15 protein-coding genes are annotated in these 19,213 nt (G+C 69.7%); 8 read left to right on the top strand and 7 right to left on the bottom strand.

What is annotated here, in order from left to right:
* Window positions 1-58: 58 nt before the first annotated feature.
* Window positions 59-1,051 (top strand): nucleoside hydrolase, encoded by a 993-nt coding sequence (locus tag ACFM35_RS00395; protein ID WP_378836976.1) that lies wholly within the window; start codon window positions 59-61, stop codon window positions 1,049-1,051.
* Between the two features lie 10 nt (window positions 1,052-1,061).
* On the opposite strand, the gene pgi is transcribed toward ACFM35_RS00395, so the two are convergent.
* Window positions 1,062-2,741 carry a glucose-6-phosphate isomerase gene (gene pgi, locus ACFM35_RS00400; RefSeq protein ID WP_378836978.1) on the bottom strand — a complete coding sequence of 560 codons (1,680 nt, stop codon included), beginning with the start codon at window positions 2,739-2,741 and terminating at the stop codon, window positions 1,062-1,064.
* A 37-nt stretch (window positions 2,742-2,778) separates the two neighbouring features.
* Between pgi and ACFM35_RS00405 the strand changes: the two genes are divergently transcribed.
* On the top strand, window positions 2,779-3,600 hold the full coding sequence (locus ACFM35_RS00405; protein WP_378836981.1) for a DNA alkylation repair protein: 822 nt from the start codon (window positions 2,779-2,781) through the stop codon (window positions 3,598-3,600).
* Here ACFM35_RS00405 and coaBC read toward each other — a convergent pair.
* A complete protein-coding gene (coaBC, locus tag ACFM35_RS00410; protein WP_378836983.1) occupies window positions 3,581-4,792 on the bottom strand; it encodes a bifunctional phosphopantothenoylcysteine decarboxylase/phosphopantothenate--cysteine ligase CoaBC in 1,212 nt (403 codons plus the stop codon). The genes ACFM35_RS00405 and coaBC overlap by 20 nt on opposite strands.
* Before the next feature lie 28 nt (window positions 4,793-4,820).
* Between coaBC and ACFM35_RS00415 the strand changes: the two genes are divergently transcribed.
* Window positions 4,821-5,576: an NRDE family protein gene (locus ACFM35_RS00415; RefSeq protein ID WP_378836985.1), complete on the top strand. Its 756-nt coding sequence runs from the start codon at window positions 4,821-4,823 to the stop codon at window positions 5,574-5,576.
* A 243-nt stretch (window positions 5,577-5,819) separates the two neighbouring features.
* Here the strand turns inward: ACFM35_RS00415 and ACFM35_RS00420 are convergent, their stop codons facing one another.
* A complete protein-coding gene (locus ACFM35_RS00420) occupies window positions 5,820-6,782 on the bottom strand; it encodes an SDR family oxidoreductase (RefSeq protein ID WP_378836987.1) in 963 nt (320 codons plus the stop codon).
* Between the two features lie 175 nt (window positions 6,783-6,957).
* Here ACFM35_RS00420 and ACFM35_RS00425 point away from each other — a divergent pair, with 175 nt between their 5' ends.
* Window positions 6,958-7,803 carry a helix-turn-helix transcriptional regulator gene (locus ACFM35_RS00425; protein ID WP_378836989.1) on the top strand — a complete coding sequence of 282 codons (846 nt, stop codon included), beginning with the start codon at window positions 6,958-6,960 and terminating at the stop codon, window positions 7,801-7,803.
* A 58-nt stretch (window positions 7,804-7,861) separates the two neighbouring features.
* Here the strand turns inward: ACFM35_RS00425 and ACFM35_RS00430 are convergent, their stop codons facing one another.
* Complete coding sequence (locus ACFM35_RS00430; RefSeq protein WP_378836991.1) at window positions 7,862-8,185, bottom strand: hypothetical protein; 324 nt, start codon at window positions 8,183-8,185, stop codon at window positions 7,862-7,864.
* 137 nt (window positions 8,186-8,322) lie between these two features.
* Here ACFM35_RS00430 and ACFM35_RS00435 point away from each other — a divergent pair, with 137 nt between their 5' ends.
* Both ACFM35_RS00435 and ACFM35_RS00440 read left to right on the top strand, forming a co-directional pair.
* Window positions 8,323-9,813 carry a DUF8189 domain-containing protein gene (locus tag ACFM35_RS00435; protein WP_378836994.1) on the top strand — a complete coding sequence of 497 codons (1,491 nt, stop codon included), beginning with the start codon at window positions 8,323-8,325 and terminating at the stop codon, window positions 9,811-9,813.
* A gap of 31 nt (window positions 9,814-9,844) precedes the next feature.
* Window positions 9,845-13,210 (top strand): DEAD/DEAH box helicase, encoded by a 3,366-nt coding sequence (locus tag ACFM35_RS00440; RefSeq protein ID WP_378836996.1) that lies wholly within the window; start codon window positions 9,845-9,847, stop codon window positions 13,208-13,210.
* A gap of 32 nt (window positions 13,211-13,242) precedes the next feature.
* Here ACFM35_RS00440 and ACFM35_RS00445 read toward each other — a convergent pair whose 3' ends face one another.
* A complete protein-coding gene (locus tag ACFM35_RS00445) occupies window positions 13,243-14,418 on the bottom strand; it encodes an alcohol dehydrogenase catalytic domain-containing protein (RefSeq protein ID WP_378836998.1) in 1,176 nt (391 codons plus the stop codon).
* 227 nt (window positions 14,419-14,645) lie between these two features.
* Here ACFM35_RS00445 and ACFM35_RS00450 point away from each other — a divergent pair, with 227 nt between their 5' ends.
* Both ACFM35_RS00450 and ACFM35_RS00455 read left to right on the top strand, forming a co-directional pair.
* Window positions 14,646-16,340: a glycoside hydrolase family 13 protein gene (locus ACFM35_RS00450; RefSeq protein ID WP_378837000.1), complete on the top strand. Its 1,695-nt coding sequence runs from the start codon at window positions 14,646-14,648 to the stop codon at window positions 16,338-16,340.
* 17 nt (window positions 16,341-16,357) lie between these two features.
* Window positions 16,358-17,932 carry a cation:proton antiporter gene (locus tag ACFM35_RS00455; protein WP_378837001.1) on the top strand — a complete coding sequence of 525 codons (1,575 nt, stop codon included), beginning with the start codon at window positions 16,358-16,360 and terminating at the stop codon, window positions 17,930-17,932.
* A gap of 44 nt (window positions 17,933-17,976) precedes the next feature.
* On the opposite strand, the gene ACFM35_RS00460 is transcribed toward ACFM35_RS00455, so the two are convergent.
* Both ACFM35_RS00460 and ACFM35_RS00465 read right to left on the bottom strand, forming a co-directional pair.
* On the bottom strand, window positions 17,977-18,213 hold the full coding sequence (locus ACFM35_RS00460) for a hypothetical protein (protein WP_378837002.1): 237 nt from the start codon (window positions 18,211-18,213) through the stop codon (window positions 17,977-17,979).
* 24 nt (window positions 18,214-18,237) lie between these two features.
* A complete protein-coding gene (locus tag ACFM35_RS00465; protein ID WP_378837003.1) occupies window positions 18,238-19,203 on the bottom strand; it encodes a DNA-3-methyladenine glycosylase family protein in 966 nt (321 codons plus the stop codon).
* Window positions 19,204-19,213: the final 10 nt, after the last annotated feature.

Consider the following 19,213-nt stretch of genomic DNA (forward strand, 5'->3'; position numbering starts at 1 on the left):
TCCGGCCGTTCAACGTGCAGCAGCGAGTCGAAACGCGCACCACCTGTAAAGATCGAGCGTGCCCATCCCTCTCGTCATCGACACCGATACCGCCGCCGACGACTGTTTCGCGCTGCTGCTCGGACTGCTCGACCCCCGCGCAGACCTCAAGGCCATCACGATCGTCGCGGGGAACGTGGGGTTCGCGCAGCAGGTCGACAACGCCTTCCTGACCCTCGAGCTCGCCGGTCGCCTCGGCGACGTCCCGGTGCACGCCGGGGCCCACGTGCCGCTCGTCAGCGAGTGGGTCGGCGCGACCGAGGTGCACGGACTCGACGGTGTCGGCGGACAGCGTCGCACCAACGCCGAGCCCGCGTCTGAGGAGCACGCGGTCGATGCCCTCGTCCGCCTCGCGCGCCGCCACGCCGGTGAGCTCACCATCGTCGCCATCGGGCCGCTCACCAATATCGCGCTCGCGGTGCGCCGCGACCCCGCTTTCGCCGCCAACGTCCGTGAGCTCGTCGTGATGGGCGGTTCCCTCAACGGCCGAGGCAATGTCACCCCCGCCGCGGAATACAACATCTTCGTCGACCCGGAGGCCGCGAACATCGTCGTGAGCGCCGGCTTCCCGAGCCTGCGCTTCGTCACGTGGGATCCGCTCACCATCGCATCCACGGTCTTCGGACCCGAGCGCATCGCTCAGATCGAGGCCCTCGACACACCCCTCAGCAGGTTCTTCGTCCGAGCGAACCGGGCGACGTTCGCCTTCGATCACGCCGCAGGTCTCGGTGGGTCGACGCACCCGGACTCGCTGTCGGTGGCCATCGCCCTCGCGCCCGAACTCACCCGCAGAGAACGGCCCTACCGCGTGGCCGTCGAACTGCGCGGCGAGCACACCCGCGGTGCCACGGTCTTCGATTGGCGAGCGGACGCCGTGCCCAACGCCACCGCGATCGAAGAGGTCGACTCCGCCGCGTTCTTCACACTGATGCGCGACCTCCTCGCCCAGCGACCTCACGTTCGGCGCGGACCCGAGGTTCAGCCCGGCTCGGGCGGCTTTGCACGCGTGTGAGGCCGCTCGCCTAGGCCCGGTGCGCGGTGTAGTACTCGAGCAGCGCGCGGGTCGAGGCATCCTGCGAAGCCAGCGCATCGGCGTCACCCTCGATCGCCGGAGCAATCTGCAGGGCGAGCTGCTTGCCGAGTTCGACACCCCACTGATCGAACGAGTTGATGCCCCAGATCGTGCCCTGCGTGAACGTGATGTGCTCGTACAGCGCCACCAGCTCGCCCAGCACCCGCGGCGTGAGCGAGGCCGCGAAGATCGATGTCGTCGGACGATTGCCCGGGAAGGTGCGCGCCGCCACGAGTGCACCCGTCGTCCCCTCGGCCTCCACTTCCTCGGCCGTCTTGCCGAAGGCGAGGGCCTTCGTCTGCGCGAGGAAGTTCGCCAGGAACAGACCGTGCACGTCGCGCCCGCCGTCCTCGAGCGGATACGCGGGATTCACGAAGGCGATGAAGTCGGCGGGGATCAACCGCGTTCCCTGGTGGATGAGCTGGTAGAACGCGTGCTGGCCGTTCGTGCCCGGCTCGCCCCAGAACACCTCACCGGTGTCGGTGGTGACCGGTGAGCCGTCCCACCGGACCGATTTGCCGTTCGACTCCATCGTGAGCTGCTGCAGGTATGCCGCGAATCGGTGCAGCTGCTGCGCGTAGGGCAGCACGGCATGCGACTGCGCCCCGAGGAAGTTGTTGTACCAGACGTTGAGCAGCCCCATCAGGACCGGTACGTTCTGCGCCAACGGTGTCGTGCGGACATGCTCGTCGACGGCGTGGAATCCGCCGAGCAGCTCGCGGAACGCGTCAGGACCCAGCGTGATCGCCAGCGAGAGGCCGATCGCCGAATCCACCGAATAGCGTCCGCCCACCCAGTCCCAGAACCCGAACGCGTTCTTCGGATCGATGCCGAATGCCGCCACCTTGTCGAGAGCCGTCGAGACGGCGACGAAGTGGTGCGCCACGGCGTCGGTGCGGGATGCCTCGTCCGACCCGATCGCGCCGGAGGACTCGAGCTGCGCCCACAGCCAGTCGCGCGCGAGCCGCGCGTTCGTCAGGGTCTCGAGGGTCGTGAAGGTCTTGGACGCGACGATGAAGAGTGTGGTCTCGGGGTCGAGCCCTTCCGTCTTCTGGGCGATGTCGGTGGGGTCGATGTTCGAGACGAAGATCGCGTGGATGCCGGCGTCGGCGTAGGGCCTGAGTCCTTCGTAGATCATGACCGGACCGAGGTCGGAGCCGCCGATACCGATGTTCACGACGTGCGTGACCTTCTTGCCGGTGATGCCCCGCCACTCGCCCGATCGCACGCGATCGGCGAAGGCCGACAGCGCATCGAGCACCTCCTGCACATCGTGATCGACGTTCTGCCCGTCCACGACGAGGGCGGGGGATGATCCGGCCGGCCGCCGCAGCGCGGTGTGCAGCACGGCACGGTTCTCACTGGTGTTCAAATGGGCGCCGGCCAGCATGTCCGCGTAACGCTCAGCCACCCCGGTCTGCTCGGCGAGCCGCACGAGCGAGGCGAGGATCTCATCGGTCACGAGGTTCTTCGACAGATCGACGTGCAGGTCCGCAAGGGGGAAGCTGAAGCGCTCGACCCGCCCGGAGTCCTCGGCGAACCACGCGCGCAGATCAGGGGTGAACGAGCTTCGAAGAGCGTCGAGCTCCGACCAGGCAGCGGTGGACGTGGGGTCGATCGGAGAGGTCATGCATCCACGCTAGCGCCGTGCGGCGTAACCTGCACTCGTGTCGATCGAGCTGACCGCAGCGCACCTCGCCGCCCGCCTCGATGCGCTCGGTGACCCTGCCCACGCGGAGATCCTGCAGCGCTTCTTCCAGACGGGGCCGGGCGGATACGCCGAGGGCGACGAGTTCATCGGCGTCCGCGTGCCGGCGACGAGAACCGTTGTCAAGGAGTTCGCGGCCCTGCCCGCGGCGGAGGCCACCGCGCTGCTCGCGAGCCCGGTCCACGAGCACCGGCTTGCGGCGCTGCTCGTGCTCGTCGCCCAGGCCGAACGCGCCGCACGGACGGGCGACGACGACGCCCGTCGCAAGATCTTCGACCTCTACCTGGCGGCCGTCTCGCGGGGGGAGGTCGACAACTGGGACCTCGTCGACTCGACCGCCGAACAGATCGTCGGGCGATGGTTGCGAGAGCAGGATGACGTCGAAGCCTTCGCCCGACTCGATCGGTTGGCCGCGGGACCGCTGTGGGAGCGTCGTGTCGCCGTCATCGCCACCTTTGCGTGGATCAAGGCGGGCGACGCCGAACCGACGCTGCGGCTCGCCGAGACGCTGCTCGGAGACCGCGAGCCGCTGATCCACAAGGCCGTCGGATGGATGCTGCGCGAGGTCGGGAAACGGGTGGACCGCGGCGAACTGCTGGCGTTCCTCGAGGAGAATGCCGGACGGATGCCGCGCACGATGCTCTCCTCCGCCGTCGAGCACCTCGCTCCCTCGGAGCGGGCTCGCCTGCGCGCGATTCCGCGCCGACCCGTGCGTTCGACGGGTGAGGCAGGGCAGGCGATCCAGGGGAGGAGTGCGCGCGTCAGCGCTCCCGGACGCTGAGCACGGCGTCCCACAGTGCATCCGAGACCGCCCGCTTGTGACCGCCGGCATCGGCGAGCACTTCGCCGCCCGGCCCGATGATCGTCAGCTCGTTCTCGGTGGACTCGAAGCCCCGTGTCCATCCGACCTCGTTCACGGCGAGCAGGTCGACGCCCTTGCGTGCCTGCTTGCGCCGGGCGCGTGCCAGGAGATCAGCCTGATCGGACGACGTCTCGGCGGCGAAACCGACGATCGTCTGCCCCGCCCGACGCTCCCGCACGAGTGCCGCGACCACGTCCTCCGTCTCGACGAGCTCCAGCGTGAGCCGACCGTCGGGGGACGACTCTTTCGTGAGCTTGCGCTCCGACACCTCGGCTGGGCGGTAGTCGGCCACGGCCGCAGCCATCACGATGACGTCGGCACCGACCGCAGCCGTCCGCGCGGCGGTGGCGAGCTCAGCGGCCGTGCCGACGGTCTCGATCTCGATCGAGGGCAGAGCGGATGCCTCGGCCAGCACTCCCGCGTCGACATGCGCGACGATCAGTCGCACGTCGGCGCCGCGTGCGGCGGCGGTGACGGCGACCGCCGCGCCCTGTCGGCCGCTGGAGCGGTTGCCGAGGAACCGCACGGGATCGAGGGGTTCGCGGGTGCCTCCGGCCGTGACGACCACGCGGAGTCCCGCCAGGTCCCGGCGATGGACGACGGACGCCGCCTCGAGGATCATCTCGGGTTCCGACATCCGTCCCGGCCCGCTGTCGCCACCGGTGAGCTCGCCCGTCTCCGGCCCCACGATGCGGACCCCCCGCGAACGCAGCACCTCGATGTTGTGCGCGGTGGCGGGATGGCGCCACATCTCGGTGTGCATGGCCGGTGCCACGATCACCGGCGCGGTGGTCGCCAGTAGGCTGGTTCCGAGGAGATCGTCGGCAAGCCCGGCGGTCATCTTGGCCAGGAAGTTCGCCGTCGCCGGTGCGACGATCACGAGATCCGCCGACCGTCCGAGCGCGACATGCCGCACCTTCGCGACATCGTCGTGCACGGACGTCGTCACCGGGTTGCGGCTGATCGCCTCCCACGTCGGCAGACCCACGAAGCGGAGGGCATCTTCGGTGGGGATGACATGCACGTCGTGCCCGGATCGCACCAGCAGGCGCACGAGATGCACGGTCTTATAGGCCGCGATCCCACCGGTGACTCCCACGACGACGAACATGCCTCGATCTTGTCAGGAGATTTCTGCAGTGTGCACGGTGATCATCCACGTTCCTGTCTCGAGCGACGAGCCGACGCGGGTCCTCGCGATCCGAGACGAGGACCCGGGCCGGGCATGGGACCCGCTGGGGCGACGGTGGCCGGAAGAGTACCCCGATGTCGTGGGGGTGCGCGATCAGCGGTCGGGCGGCGCATGGCTGGCGGCGGACTCCTCGACCGGCCGGTTCGCCGTGCTGCTGAACCGCGCCGACGTCGCCGAGCTGCCCGCCGAGGGGCTGCGGTCGCGCGGGGAGGTCGTGCTGGACTCGGTTGCCGGACGGTCGGTTGCTGAACGGCCGCGCATGCACGGATTCAACCTCGTCGAGGTGGCCCGCACCTCTCCCGGTACCGCAGCAGGCGCCTCCCCTGATATCGGGGCCGCGATCGTGACCTGGGACGGTGATGTGGTCCGGCGGACTCCGCTCGCGCCGGGCACGCACATGATCGCTCACGACGACATCGACGACCCCGAGACCGCGCGCATCGTCGAATGGCTTCCCGCCTTCGAAGCGCAGGTTCCGGATGCCGCGAGCTCGGAGTGGTGGCGGCCTTGGCTCGAGATCCTCGCGCGGAGCTCCGCCCTCGACCCCACGGACGAGCGGGCGATCGTGCGGGACAACCGGCCGTACGGCTACCCGACGCTCTCGCTGCTGGTCTGCGCCGCGACGATCGCGTCGACGGGCGTGGATGTGCGTTACGGCGAACTCACCGAGCCCGGCCGGTGGAACGCCCTCGAGCTCGGGTGAGTCGGTGCGGCTGGGGGTGCGGCTGGTGTCGGGAATGGTGAAGGGCCGGTCGGAGAGGCATCCGGCCGGCCCTTTTCCCTTTGCACCAAGAGTGTCCTGCAATCACATGTCCGGTCTCTGCCACAGCAAAACATCGACCGTTCCTGAACTGTATAACGAGAAGATAACGACGGCAAGGGTTTTTCCGTTATCCGTTCGTGATCATCGAAAACCCACAGATCGGCGGGCGGCGGACCCGTCCGTCTACCGCCGTACGGGGGACGGCACGACGCCGCTGAGGGTCTCCGACAGCTGCCACAGGCGGGTGGCGTCGTCGACGTCGCGCAGCGGCCGATAAAGGTCCTGCTGAGCGGGAGACCCACCGATGTGTCCGGAACCGTTCGGTCCGTACAGGGTGCCGCCTTGCGCGTCGGGCGCCGTCGCCGCCGCGAGGGCCGGAAGCGCTGCGGTGTCGACCGTGCCCACCAGGATCCCGCGTGCTGACAGCCAACGGATCACACGCACCTGCGGGGTGTCTCCGTCGCGCTGAAGCTCCGGCCGGGCGGCGAGAAGACTGGTCGGCGCGACTCCCGGATGCGAGAGATTGCTCGTGATGCCCCAGCCCTCGGTTCGGCTGCGCCGGTCGAGCTCGAGACCGAACAGCCCGAACGCGATCTTGGACTGCGCGTACGCCTGCATGGCGTTGTAGCGGCGTTCGCTGTTGATGTCGTCCCATCGGATGACCCCGGAGCGCGCCGCGATGCTGATCTGCGACGTGACACGGGCCCGTCCCGCGCTCAGGAGCGGGAGAAGGTGGCCCACCAGCGCGAAGTGACCGAGATGGTTCGTGCCGAACTGGAGCTCGAAGCCGTCAGCGGTCGTCTGCCGGCTCGGTGGGGTCATGACACCCGCGTTGTTGATCAGGATGTGGATGGGCAGGCCCTCCTCACGCAGAGCGTCGCCGAGGGTCGCCACCGATTGCAGCGAAGACAGATCGAGGTCGCGCACGTGCACGGCGGCGGTCGGCACGGCCGCGCGTATCGACGCGGCGGCGCTTTCGCCCTTCCGGCGGTTGCGCACGGGCATGATGACGTGTGCGCCGGCGGCGGCCAGACGCCGCGCGATGACGAGCCCCATTCCGTCGCTGGCTCCGGTCACGAGTGCCCGGGTGCCGTTGAGGTCGGGCAACCGGATGTCGGCGGTACGAGGTGATCGTGCGGGTGTCATGTCTGCTCCTTGAGGGAAACCGCTGCTGTCGCGGGCCTGCCACCAGCGTGCAGCGGGAGGACGCAGACAACCAGGGCCTGTCGATCCGCGGATTCGGCATCCCCGGATGCGACACCGTGATCGGGGGATCGGCAGGCCGTGGCATCCGCTCACGGAAGAAGGGTAGACAGGAGGAATGAGCACCATCGATCGTCCGGGGCTGGCGGCGTTCCTGCGGAACCGGCGCGAGGCGTTGCAGCCGGAGGACGTCGGTCTGCCGCGTGGCGCGCGTCGCCGGACCGCGGGCTTGCGACGGGAGGAGGTCGCCATGCTCTCCCATATGTCGATCGACTACTACGCCCGTCTCGAGCGCGAACGGGGTCCGCAGCCCTCCGAGCAGATGCTGGGGTCGATCGCCCAAGGGCTGCACCTGACCCATGAGGAGCGCGACCATCTCTTCGTGCTGGCCGGTCACCCGCCGCCCGTGCGCGGTGCGGCCAGCGACCACATCAGCCCAGGTCTGCTGCGTGTGCTGGACAGACTCGATGACACGCCGGCGGAGATCGTCACCGAACTCGGCGAGACGCTGAGGCAGTCACGGCTGGGGGTCGCGCTCACCGGTGACGGTGCGGGTCGCGTCGGACCAGAGCGCAGCATCGGCTTCCGGTGGTTCACCGACGCCGACTCGCGTCGGCTCTACGCGCCGGAGGAACACGACTTCCTGAGTCGTCTGTACGCGTCCGGTCTGCGGGAGGTCGCCGCCCGGCGCGGGCCCGACTCCCACGCGGCCCGGCTGTCGCAGCTCCTCCTCGATCGCAGCGAGGAGTTCCGACGCATCTGGGCGCTGCACGAAGTCGGCCTGCGGCCGCACGACGTCAAGCGTTTCGTCCACCCGGAGGTCGGCGCACTCGAGCTCTACTGCCAGAGACTCGTCGACCCGGGTAACGCGCACTCCCTCCTCGTGTACACCGCCATTCCGGGGAGCGAAAGCCACGGGCGGCTGCAGCTGCTGTCCGTCATCGGAGCGCAGCCGCTGCGATGACGACGCCGTCTCAGCGGAACCGCACGGCCGAAGGGACGGGTCCCCGCCGATCGAACGGCTAGCCCATCGACGGCCGATCCGGGCGCGCGCTCCAACCGACACGCTCGAGCCCGAGTTGCAGGCGGGCGGCCTCGGCGGTGGCGGTTGCGAGGGAGACGTGCGAATAGATGTCGATGGCGAGCGGCGGCGGGTCGGCGAACTTGGGGATCTCGACCTCGGCCCACGCGTGCGCCCCGATCCTCACCCGGGGATGCGCTGTTCCGGCCCCCTCGATCGCGCTGTCGGCGACGAAGGCGACGACGTCGAGGGCGTCGAGCTTCGTGATCGGCGCATCGACGATGATCGAGACGACGTAGAGCGGCTCATCGGTGTTCGCGGTCACGCCCCCATTCTCCCGTGCGGTCGAGGGGGAGGGGCGAGAAGAGCTCCGCTGCGGGGCGGTATCACGACGGGTGGCGCGGTCCTCTCCTGTTTCGACGCCTGATCGCACGGACCAGACGCGTAACGAAGGGGTGAACCATGTCCGAATCCTGGACCATCGCGCTCGATCGGTTGAAGGTGAACAATGCCGACGAAGACGGCTTCTTGAGCGACGGGGATGAGCCGTACCTGATCATGATCGGCTTCCGGTCGAAGTTCCGCACGCCCGGTTCGACGCAGGTGTTCTGGAGCGGGGTGCTCAACGACGACTGGGCGAACGGCATCGACACCGGCGGCTCCCGGCCGATCCCGGCCAATCAGGGCATCGTGCGCTTCGACAACGTCGACCGGCCGACGCAGGCGCAGGTTCTCGCGGGTGACTTTCCCGAGCTGCTGGGCACCTTCGCGCTGGTCTTCGAATCGGATGCCACGCCTTTCAGTGCGATCAAGGGTCTGGTGAACGACCTGATCGCCGCGACCCGGACACAACTCACCGCCCTCGTGGAAAAGGGCCAACTCAATCTCCTCAATCCTCAGCCCGATATCGACAAGGCCATCAAGGCCGTGATGGCCGCGATCGAACCGTCGACCATCGGCAAGATCGGGCTCTTCCTGCAGTCGTGGGGCGATCCCGACGACTTCCTGGGGGTGCGGCCGCTGATCTTCGCCGCTGTCGACAGCTCGATGGCGCTGCCGGTCGCCGTTCTCACCGAACAGCCTCTGAACCTGTCGTACACGTCGAGCGGTGTCGATTACCGCGTGACCGGAGGAGTCTCGCGTGCTCGGCAATCGATCGGGTGGGAGTCTCTCGGCGGAGCGACCAACACTGGTCCGGGCGCTGCCTCGTGGGGGAGCGGCCGCCTCGACGTCTTCGCGGCGGGCACCGACAACGCGCTGTGGCACAAGTGGTTCGACGGAGGCTGGCACGAGTGGGAGTCGCTCGGTGGCATCATCACGTCGGACCCGGCCGCGACATCATGGGCGTCTGGCCGGCTCGATGTCTTCGCGCGCGGCACGGACAACGCGCTGTGGCACAAGTGGTTCGACGGCGGGTGGCACGACTGGGAGTCGTTGGGCGGGGGACTGTCGTCGGGGCCGGCGGCCGCATCGTGGGGCAGCGGTCGCCTGGATGTCTTCGTCCGCGGCACGGACAACGCGCTGTGGCACAAGTGGTTCGACGGCAGGTGGCATGACTGGGAGTCGTTGGGCGGCGGTCTGACGAGCGATCCCGCCGTGGCTTCATGGGGGTCGGGGCGCCTGGATGTCTTCGTCCGCGGCACGGACAACGCGCTGTGGCACAAGTGGTTCGACGGCGGATGGCATGACTGGGAGTCCCTCGGCGGCGGTCTCTCCGCGTCTCCGGGGGTCGCCTCGTGGGGGGCGCGCCGCCTTGATGTCGTGGTGCGCGGGCTCGACAACGCGTGCTGGCACAAGTGGTTCGACGGCACCTGGCACGACTGGGAGACGCTGGGCGGCGGATTCAGCTCGTCGATCGACATCGCATCGTGGGGGACGAACCGGCTCGACATCGTCGGTCGGGGACTCGACAACGCGGTGTGGCACGGGTGGTTCGACAACGGCTGGTCGTGAAACGAACGGCTGGTCGTGAAACGATGGAAGGATGCCCGATCCGCTCGTCCCTCTCGTCGAAGAGCTGACGATCGCCCGCCTGGTCGGGCCCCTGTCGCACAGCCGGGGCAAGGCCTACGCCAGCGGCGGGCGCGTCCATCACCTTCACTGGGACGCGCCAGATCAGCGCTTCACCGCGGACGTGCAGGGCTCGGAGCCGTCGCCCTACCGCGTCTCGGTCACGCTGGCGGGCGCGAACACCACCCGCGTGATGGTGCGCAGGGCGGTCTGCTCCTGCCCGATCGGCATCAACTGCAAGCACGTCGCGGCGGTGCTCTTCGCCGGCAACGAACTGCACCGCGCCGGAGTCGCCGCCCGCGCAACCGCCGATCAGCACGAAGCGGCCGAACCGGGCTGGCGAGGGCTCGTCGCCGCGCTCGACCGGGTGCCGGCGGCTTTCGGCGAGCCGACCAGGCCGCTCGCGCTGCAGTTCGAGCTGCGCCGGCGAGGTGAGGCGCGCCGCCCCGGTCGCGGCGGCCTGACTGCGGGCTCGCGCGCGCCCGCACGCGACGAGACCGCGAAGGACGCGGCATCCGTCGACCGCCTCGCCGTCCGACCCGTGACGACCGGCACGCGCGGCGGATGGGTGAAGGGCGATCTGACCTGGCAGAACGTGGGATACCAGGGCACCGCGGGCGGCTACGACCCCGCGCATGCGCGGTGGTTCGCTCAGCTGAACATGCTGAAGGGGGCGTCGCTCGGCGGCTTCATCGAGTACGGCGCCGACTGGATCACCCTCGACACGTTCGAATCGAGCCTGCTCTGGGCACTGCTGACCGACGCGCAGGCGCTCGGCATCCCCCTCGTGGGCTCGGGCGGGACGTCGAGGGCGCGAGCCGGGCTCATCACGATCGCAGATGCCGCGATCATCGGGTTCGACGCCCATCGGGGGAGCGACGGGCTGCGACTGACGCCGAGCGTCACGATCGACGGGGTCGCGCGGGATGCCGGGAACGTCGGTCTGATCGGCGCGCACGGCGTCTACGCCTACGAGTTCGGAACGGAAGGACCCGACGTGGTGCTCGCCCGTCTGGCGACACCGCTCACCCGGGCGCAACGCGCGATCATCGAGCATCCGAGCACCGTGCAGATCGCCGAGGCGGAGGTCGACGAGTTCGTCGGCGAGCACTTCCCGACGCTGGCGAGGTCGGTACGGGTGACCAGCGCAGACGACAGTTTCTCGCCGCCGCCCGTGCCGCCGGCCACCCTGCTGCTCACTGCCAGGTTCGAACCGTCGCAGCTGCTGCGTTTCGATGCGCAGTGGGAGCTCGCCGACGGGCGACGGCTTCCGCTGAGCATTCCCGACACGGCGTTCCTCGACCCGGTGGAGGAACGGAGACCCGCCGCCGCCGTGGCGGAGGCGCTGCGGAGTGACCCGGCCGGCTCCCCGGCGCTGACCTCGGGCGGAGCGCTGCGCGCGACCACCCTCATGCGGGCGCTGGAGGCCGCCGAATTCACGGCGCGGGTGCTCCCTGCGCTGGACGACCTCGACCGCGTACGCGTCGAGATCGTCGGCGAGAAGCCGGATTACCGGGAGGTGGTCGAAGCGCCGGTCCTCAAGGTGAGCGCCGTCGAATCCGAGCGCAACGACTGGTTCGATCTGGGAGTCATGGTGACCGTGGAGGGGCGGACCATCCCGTTCGGGCCGCTTTTCAAGGCTCTCTCCCGCGGAGCGAAGAAGCTGCTGCTGATCGACCACAGCTATCTGCGCCTCGACCAGCCGGTGTTCGAACCGCTTCGCGAGCTCATCGAAGAGGCGGGCACTCTGCAGGAGTGGGAGGCCGGCATGCAGATCAGCCGGTACCAGACCGCGCTGTGGAGTGACTTCGAGGATCTCGCCGACGAGAGCGAGGCCGCCGTGGCGTGGCGTGCGACCGTCGACGGCCTACGGCGCGTCGGGGAACGCGCCGAGGGTGCGGACGCGGCCGAGGAGTCGGCGCCCCTGCCCGACGGGTTCGTGGGCGAACTGCGCCCCTACCAGCGGGAGGGATTCGCGTGGCTCGCCTTCCTGCACGATCACGGGCTCGGCGGCATCCTCGCCGATGACATGGGCCTCGGCAAGACCGCGCAGACGCTCGCGCTGATCGCGCATGCCCGTGCCCGTGCGGGTGCCCAGGGCGCCCCCTTCCTCGTGGTGGCGCCGACCTCGGTGGTGTCGAACTGGACCCGCGAGGCCGCACGCTTCACGCCCGGCTTGTCGGTCGCGGAAGTGACCGAGACCCGGGCGAAGGGCGGGAGGAGCATGGCGGATGCCGCGGCCGGCGCCGACATCGTCCTCACGACGTACGCGATCCTGCGCCTGGACGCCGACGACTTCGCCGGACGCGCCTGGGCGGGCCTGGTCCTGGACGAGGCCCAGTTCGCCAAGAACCCCGCCTCGAAGGTGCATGAAGCGGCACGGGGCATCCGCGCGCCCTTCCGGCTGGCCGTGACCGGCACGCCGATCGAGAACAACCTGTCGGAGCTGTGGGCGCTCTTCCAGATCGTCGCGCCCGGACTCTTCCCGTCGGCGCGCGACTTCGCGGAGAAGTACCGACGCCCGATCGAGGTGAACCAGGACGTCGAGCGGCTCGCACGTCTGCGTCGCCGCGTGCGCCCGTTCATGATGCGGCGCACGAAGGAAGCGGTCGCGCCGGAGCTGCCCCCGAAGCAGGAGCAGGTGCTGGAGATCCCCCTCGAGCCTCAGCATCGCCGCATCTACGACACGCACCTGCAACGGGAGCGGCAGAAGATCCTGGGGCTCGTCGATGATCTGGACCGCAACAGGTTCATCGTCTTCCGCTCGCTCACCCTTCTGCGGATGCTGAGCCTCGACGCGGGACTCATCGACCCGGTCGCGTACGCCGACGTGCCCTCGGCGAAGCTCGACGCCCTGCTCGAGCAGCTCGACGATGTCATCGGTGAGGGACATCAGGCGCTCGTCTTCAGCCAGTTCACCTCGTTCCTCCGGCGGGCCGCCGCGAGGCTCGATGCGGCCGGCATCCCGTACGCGTATCTCGACGGCGCGACGCGCAAGCGCGACGCCGCAATCGACGGGTTCCGGGACGGCGACGCGAAGGTCTTCCTCATCAGCCTGAAGGCGGGCGGCTTCGGTCTCAACCTCACCGAAGCCGACTACGTCTTCCTGCTCGATCCGTGGTGGAACCCCGCCAGTGAAGCGCAGGCCGTCGACCGGACCCACCGCATCGGTCAGACCAGGCAGGTCATGGTCTACCGCATGGTCGCGGCCGGGACGATCGAGGAGAAGGTCATGGCGTTGAAGGCGAAGAAGGCCGAGTTGGTCTCGGCGGTGCTCGACGATGATGCATTCTTCAGCGAGTCGCTCACCGCCGAGGACATCCGCAGCCTTCTCGCGTGACGGAGGCGGTCGGGTCGGGCGCGTCCCTCCTGCTAGGTGATCACGCCCGCGCTCACGCCCACCCGAGTGGGAGCGAGGGATGCGGCCGCCGCGAGTGCGGCATCCAGGTCCTCCAGGGCGAAGAAGTCGCTGACCAGCTCCGCGAACGGGTGATCATCGCCATGCCGCTGCAGGAAGTCGACGGCGGTCACCAGATGCTCGGGACGGTAGCCCTCCACTCCCCGGATCGTCAGCAGCCGCCGCGCGACGCCCGCCGGATCGACCGCCGGCAGGATGATCGGCGCGTTTCCCGCGTCCGGTGCATGTCCGCCGCCGACGAGCACGACGACGCCCCCGACCGCTGCGGAATCCAGCGCGAGCTGGGTCGATGAAGACGTGCCGGATGCCTCGATCACGATGCTCGGGCCGTCGCAGCGGCGTGCCGGCGACAGCGCGGAGGCCACCACATCGGGGAAGGGTTTCACCGCGCGCGTCGCGCCGAATCGGAGCCCGAGATCACGTTGCCCCGGGTCGCCGTCGGCGAAGATGACGCGCGCGCCCGACCGGGAGGCCAGCGCGACCGCCGTGAGCGCGGTCGGCCCGCCGCCGGTGACGAGGACGTTGGCCCCTCGGAGCGGCACGACCTGCGCCGCGGCATCCACCGCGGCGACCGCCGTCGCGCCGCTGCAGCACGCCAGCGCGATCACCGGCGCGGGCGTCTCGGCGTCGACGGCGACCACGGTCGTCCCGGCACGCACGTGCACATGCGATGCGAAGCCGCCGCTCAGCTCCCAGCCTCGCGCCATCCGCTCCCGGCCGTACGACGCGAGGGCGCGGCAGCGCTGACGCATCCCCGACCGACAGCGGTCGCACGACCCGCAGGAGATGGTCGACGACCACACGACGCGGTCTCCGATCCCCAGAGCGGTCCCGTCCGAGCGCCGCGCCGCCCCGCCGACCGCGACGACGCGACCGACCTGCTCATGACCGAGCACCAGCGGAGCGGGAACGGTTCGTCGGCCGGACACCGCCTCGACGTCCGATCCGCAGATGAGCGCGAGCTCGACCTCGACGAGTGCATCACCGGGTGCGAGCACGATGCCGGGCACGGCGATCGGCTCGTGAGCGGCCCGCGGCTTCTCCCACACCATCGCGGTCGGCGCGGGAGAGATCAGCGCATCGTCGCCGCGTCTGCGCACGACGCTCTGCGGACGTGCGATCGAGGTCATGCCTCGACGATGCCAGCGTCCGCGTACACGGACGGGCCCCCGGTCCGCCATTCACGGGATGTTCACCGCACGGCTCGCGGGCCGAAACCGGTCGCTTCCCGATCAGACGGCGGGTCCCCTCGCCGCCGCCCACGCCGCCGCCCGAGGCCACGACACGCGAGGCGATGACACGCGAGGGCGGGAGACGCTGCTGATCCCGCAGTCGAGGATCCCTCAGACTGATGAGCATGACCATCGAACCCAGCGTCGAGACCGATGACCGTGACGTGCACCTCGCCGGCGACGCCACCTGGTGGCGCCAGGCGGCCGTTTACCAGATCTATCCCCGCAGCTTCGCCGACGCCGACGGCGACGGGATCGGCGACATCGCCGGCATCACCGATCGCGTGCCGTACCTCCGTGACCTCGGCATCGACGCGGTGTGGCTCAGCCCGTTCTACCCGTCCGAACTCGCCGACGGCGGCTACGACGTCGCCGACTATCGCGACGTCGACCCGCGTCTCGGCACGCTCGCGGATTTCGATCGGATGCTGCGGGCGCTCCATCGCGTGGGCATCCGCGTCATCGTGGACATCGTGCCGAACCACTCGTCCGATCGGCACGAGTGGTTCCAGGCCGCACTGGCGGCGGACCCCGGCTCTCCGGAGCGGGCGCGCTACATCTTCCGTGACGGTCGCGGACCCGACGGAGCCGAGCCGCCCACGGACTGGGAGTCGGCGTTCGGAGGTCCTGCGTGGGAGCGCGTCGCGGACGGCCAGTGGTACTTCCACAACTTCGCCGTCGAACAGCCTGACTTCGACTGGAGCAACCGCGAGGTGCGCGAGGACTTCCTCACCACGCTGCGCTTCTGGTCGGATCGGGGGGTGGACGGATTCCGCATCGACGTCGCACACATGCTGACGAAGGACTTGACCGAACCGCTGCCCATGCGTGCCGAGCTCGCCGAGATCCCGATCGACGGACGGCACCCCATCACCGACCGCGATGACGTGCACGAGGTCTACGCCGAGTGGCGCCAGGTTTTCGATTCGTACGACCCGCCACGGACCGCCGTCGCCGAGGCCTGGGTCGCGCGGGACCGCCGTCAGCGCTACGCGAGCGCCGAAGGGCTCGGCCAGGCGTTCAACTTCGACCTGCTCGAGGCCGATTTCGACGCTGCCCAGTTCCGGGCGATCGTCGCCGACAACATCGACCTGGCAGAGTCCAGCGGCTCGTCGACCACGTGGGTGCTTTCCAACCACGACGTCGTCCGGCACGCCACACGCTACGGCCTGCCCGACCCCGACCGGGCGCCGGACGGGCGACCCACGCTCAAGCACGGCAACGAATGGCTGCTTTCGAAGGGGAAGTCGCCGAGACTCGACCGGGAGCAGGGCCTGCGTCGCGCCAGGGCGGCGACACTGTTCGTGCTCGGGCTCCCCGGCTCCGCCTATCTCTACCAGGGCGAGGAGCTGGGCCTGCACGAAGTCGTCGAGATCGACGGTCGCGACCGCCAGGACCCGACCTACTTCCGCAGCCCCGGGGTCGACATCGGTCGGGACGGATGCCGCGTACCGCTGCCGTGGACGCGGGAGGGCGAGTCGTTCGGCTTCGGCGCCGGTGGCGCGCACCTGCCGCAGCCCGCGTGGTTCGGCGCCGCGTCCGTCGAGGCGGAGGAGGAGGACCCGCACTCGACGCTCGTGCTGTACCGGGCGGCACTCGCTCTCCGCCACGAGCTGCAGAGCGCCGAGCACCTCGAATGGATCGAGACCGGCGATGACGACGTCCTCAGCTTCTCCCGCCCCGGCGGCTGGGAGATCGTCACGAACTTCGGCGACCAGTCGTACGATCTGCGCGGGGCGGAGGTGCTGATCGCCAGCGCCGAGATCGTGGGCGGGTCGCTGCCGCCCGCCGCGACGGCGTGGATCGCACGGATGGAGTAGCCCGCAATACTGGCTGCATGGATCCCATCGAGATCATCGCCTGGTCGGTCGCGTTCGTCCTGGTCACGGTCATCGTCACGGGCCTGGTCGGCCGCATCGGCTTCTCGGCACCCGTGGCCCTCGTCGTGGTCGGCGGGGTCGCCTCGTTCATCCCCGGGGTGCCCGAAGTGCACGTCGAACCCGACGTGATCCTTTACGCGATCCTTCCGCCGCTCCTGTTCGCGACCGCGATCCGGACGTCGCTCATCGACATCCGCGCCCGACGCGACAGCATCCTGCTGCTGTCCGTCGGGCTCGTCGCCTTCACCGTCGTCGCGGTCGGCTTCACCACCTGGGCGCTCGTGCCCTCCATCACCCTGGCTGCCGCTTTCGCATTCGCCTCGGTCGTCGCTCCGACCGATGCGGTCGCCGTCACCGCGATCACGGGCAAGGTCGGCTTGCCCCGACGCGTCGTCACCATCCTCGAGGGCGAGAGCCTGCTCAACGACGCGACCGCGCTCGTCGCCCTGAACGCATCGATCGCGGCGATCGTGAGCGTCGTCGACCCGATCACGATCCCGATCGACTTCGCGATCGCGATCATCGTCGGGGTGGGGGTGGGCCTCGGCGCCGGCTGGCTCATCTCGCTCGTGCGCCAGCACCTCCGTGCCCCCGTCCTCGACACGAGCCTGGTGCTGGTCGTGCCGTGGGCGGTGTTCCTGGTCGCCCAGACCCTGCACGGCTCGGGCGTGATCGCGGTCGTCGTGGTCGGGATCTACATGGCTTACCGGTCGCCCACGGTGGCGTCGGCCGAATCCCGGGTCACCGTCAGGCTCAATTGGCGGACGATCCAGTTCCTGCTCGAGAACGCCGTCTTTTTGTTCATCGGCCTGAATCTGGCGGGCATCCTCAACGGTGCGGTGGATGCGGGGCCGGGGTTCTGGCCGTCGGTCCTGATCGTGGCTGGCATCCTCGCGATGCTGGTCGCGTCGCGCTTCGCCTGGGTCATGGCCACGACCGTGATCTACCGGCACGGCCCTCAGCGCATGCGCGAGCGCAGCTGGACATACCCGAACGGCGTGGCCGTGGCATCCGCCGGCGTGCGTGGTGTCGTGACGCTCGCGGCGGTCTTCCTCCTCCCGGAGAGCACGCCCGAGCGGTCGTACCTGCAGTTGCTGGCGTTCATCGTCGTCGTGGCGAGCCTCCTCGGCGGGTTGGCACTGCCGGCCATCATCCGCGCGCTCAAACTGCCGCCGCCCAATCGCCAGCAGGAGCGCACCGAACTGAAGATGCTCATGGCCGAAGCGCGCCGTGCGGGAATCGAGCGCCTCGATGAGGTCGCCACCCCTGCAGACGAAACCCGCGTCGTCGAACTGCTGCGGGCGGATGCCGCGTTCCTGGGCGACACGATCGACGCCTATGAGCCGGACGCCGCGTGGCCGCAGCTGGAATCGCAGATGCGTCTGCGCAAGGCGATGCTCGCCGCCCAGCGGGAGGCGATCCTTCGCGCCCGTCGAGAGGGGCGCTACCAGGAGCCGGCGATCGTCTCCGCGTTGAAGGCCATCGACGCGGAGGAGACGTCGCTCGGAGCGCACGAACCGGAGGACGGCTGAGTCATCGGCGCGGAGGTGCAGGTGAGCGCCGTGCGCCTGCCCTCCTAGATCTGTGCGCCGTCGTCGTGCGGGTCGTCGAGACCGACGGTCCGTCCACGCCAGGACTCGTAGGCGATCAGCCATCCGATCGACACGATCGCGGCGAGGAACAGCCCGAGCCACACGCTGCCGAGCGCCATGCCCACCAGGGCACCGACGCCGAACAGGACGACGGTCCCGACGATCCAGCCGAGTCGTCCTCGGGGGAAGCCGGTGCGGGACCGTGACGGGGGAGTGCTCATGGACTCAGCTTATGGTCCAGGCTCTCAGCGATCGCGGTGATCCTCCGGATGGAGCCGCGGCCCCCGCCGCGGCTCGCGGACTCCCGTCGTCTCGATGAGGCGGATCACGCGCTGACGATGACCCGGCCACATCGCCAGGAGCCGGACCATGCCGTCGTCGTCGGTGCGCTCCCCGGTGAGGGCGTAGCCGACCTCGTGCGCGAGGTGGAAGTCGCCGACGCTCACGGCGTCAGGATCGCCGAACGCCCGGATGCGCGTCTCGGCCGACGTCCACGCTCCCACGCCCTTCAGCGAGATCAGCACGCGGTCGCGTCCCTCGCCGTCCTCCGCTCGATGGGTCGCTCGGACGATGGTGTCGCCGCGACGCGCAGCCGCGACGATGGTCCGGGACTGCGGCGGTTCGAGGCCCGCACGGTGCCACGCCCACGACGGCACATGGCGCCACCCCTCGGTCGACGGCGGTGCGAACATCGCGCGCGGGGTCGGGCCCGGTGCCCTCTCGCCGTACCACGACACGATGCGCCGCCATGCACCGAAAGCCTGCACGGAGGTGACCTTCTGCTCGATGATCGCGCTGGCGAGCGCGTCGAACACCAGATCGGTGCGCCCGATCCGCAGGCCCGGATGCCGATGGTGGGCATCGGCGATGAGCGGGTGCGCCGACGGGTCGAACCCCGACGGGTCATCCTCTGCCCCGCACAGGGCAGGCAGCTGGTCGAGTGCCCACGCCGCTCCCGGTCCCCATGCGGCGCCACGGATGACCCCGGGCGTGCTCTCGCGGATGGCGAGGGTCGCGACCCCGAGTGGCGTGCGGCTGGCACGCCAGATCACGCCGGCGTGCTCGAACATCGTCGGGTCGCCTGCACCGTGTCGCTGGTACATCACCGCCCGCCGCATCTCGAGGGGATGCCGCGGTCGGTACTCCGTCTCGAGTCGAGAGCTGTCCCCTCGCCCGGTCTCGGTGCGCGGGGCCTCGGTGTGCGAGGTCATGCCGACACCC

Origin of the sequence: Microbacterium songi (assembly GCF_042747925.1) — a bacterium.
Lineage (GTDB): Bacteria > Actinomycetota > Actinomycetes > Actinomycetales > Microbacteriaceae > Microbacterium.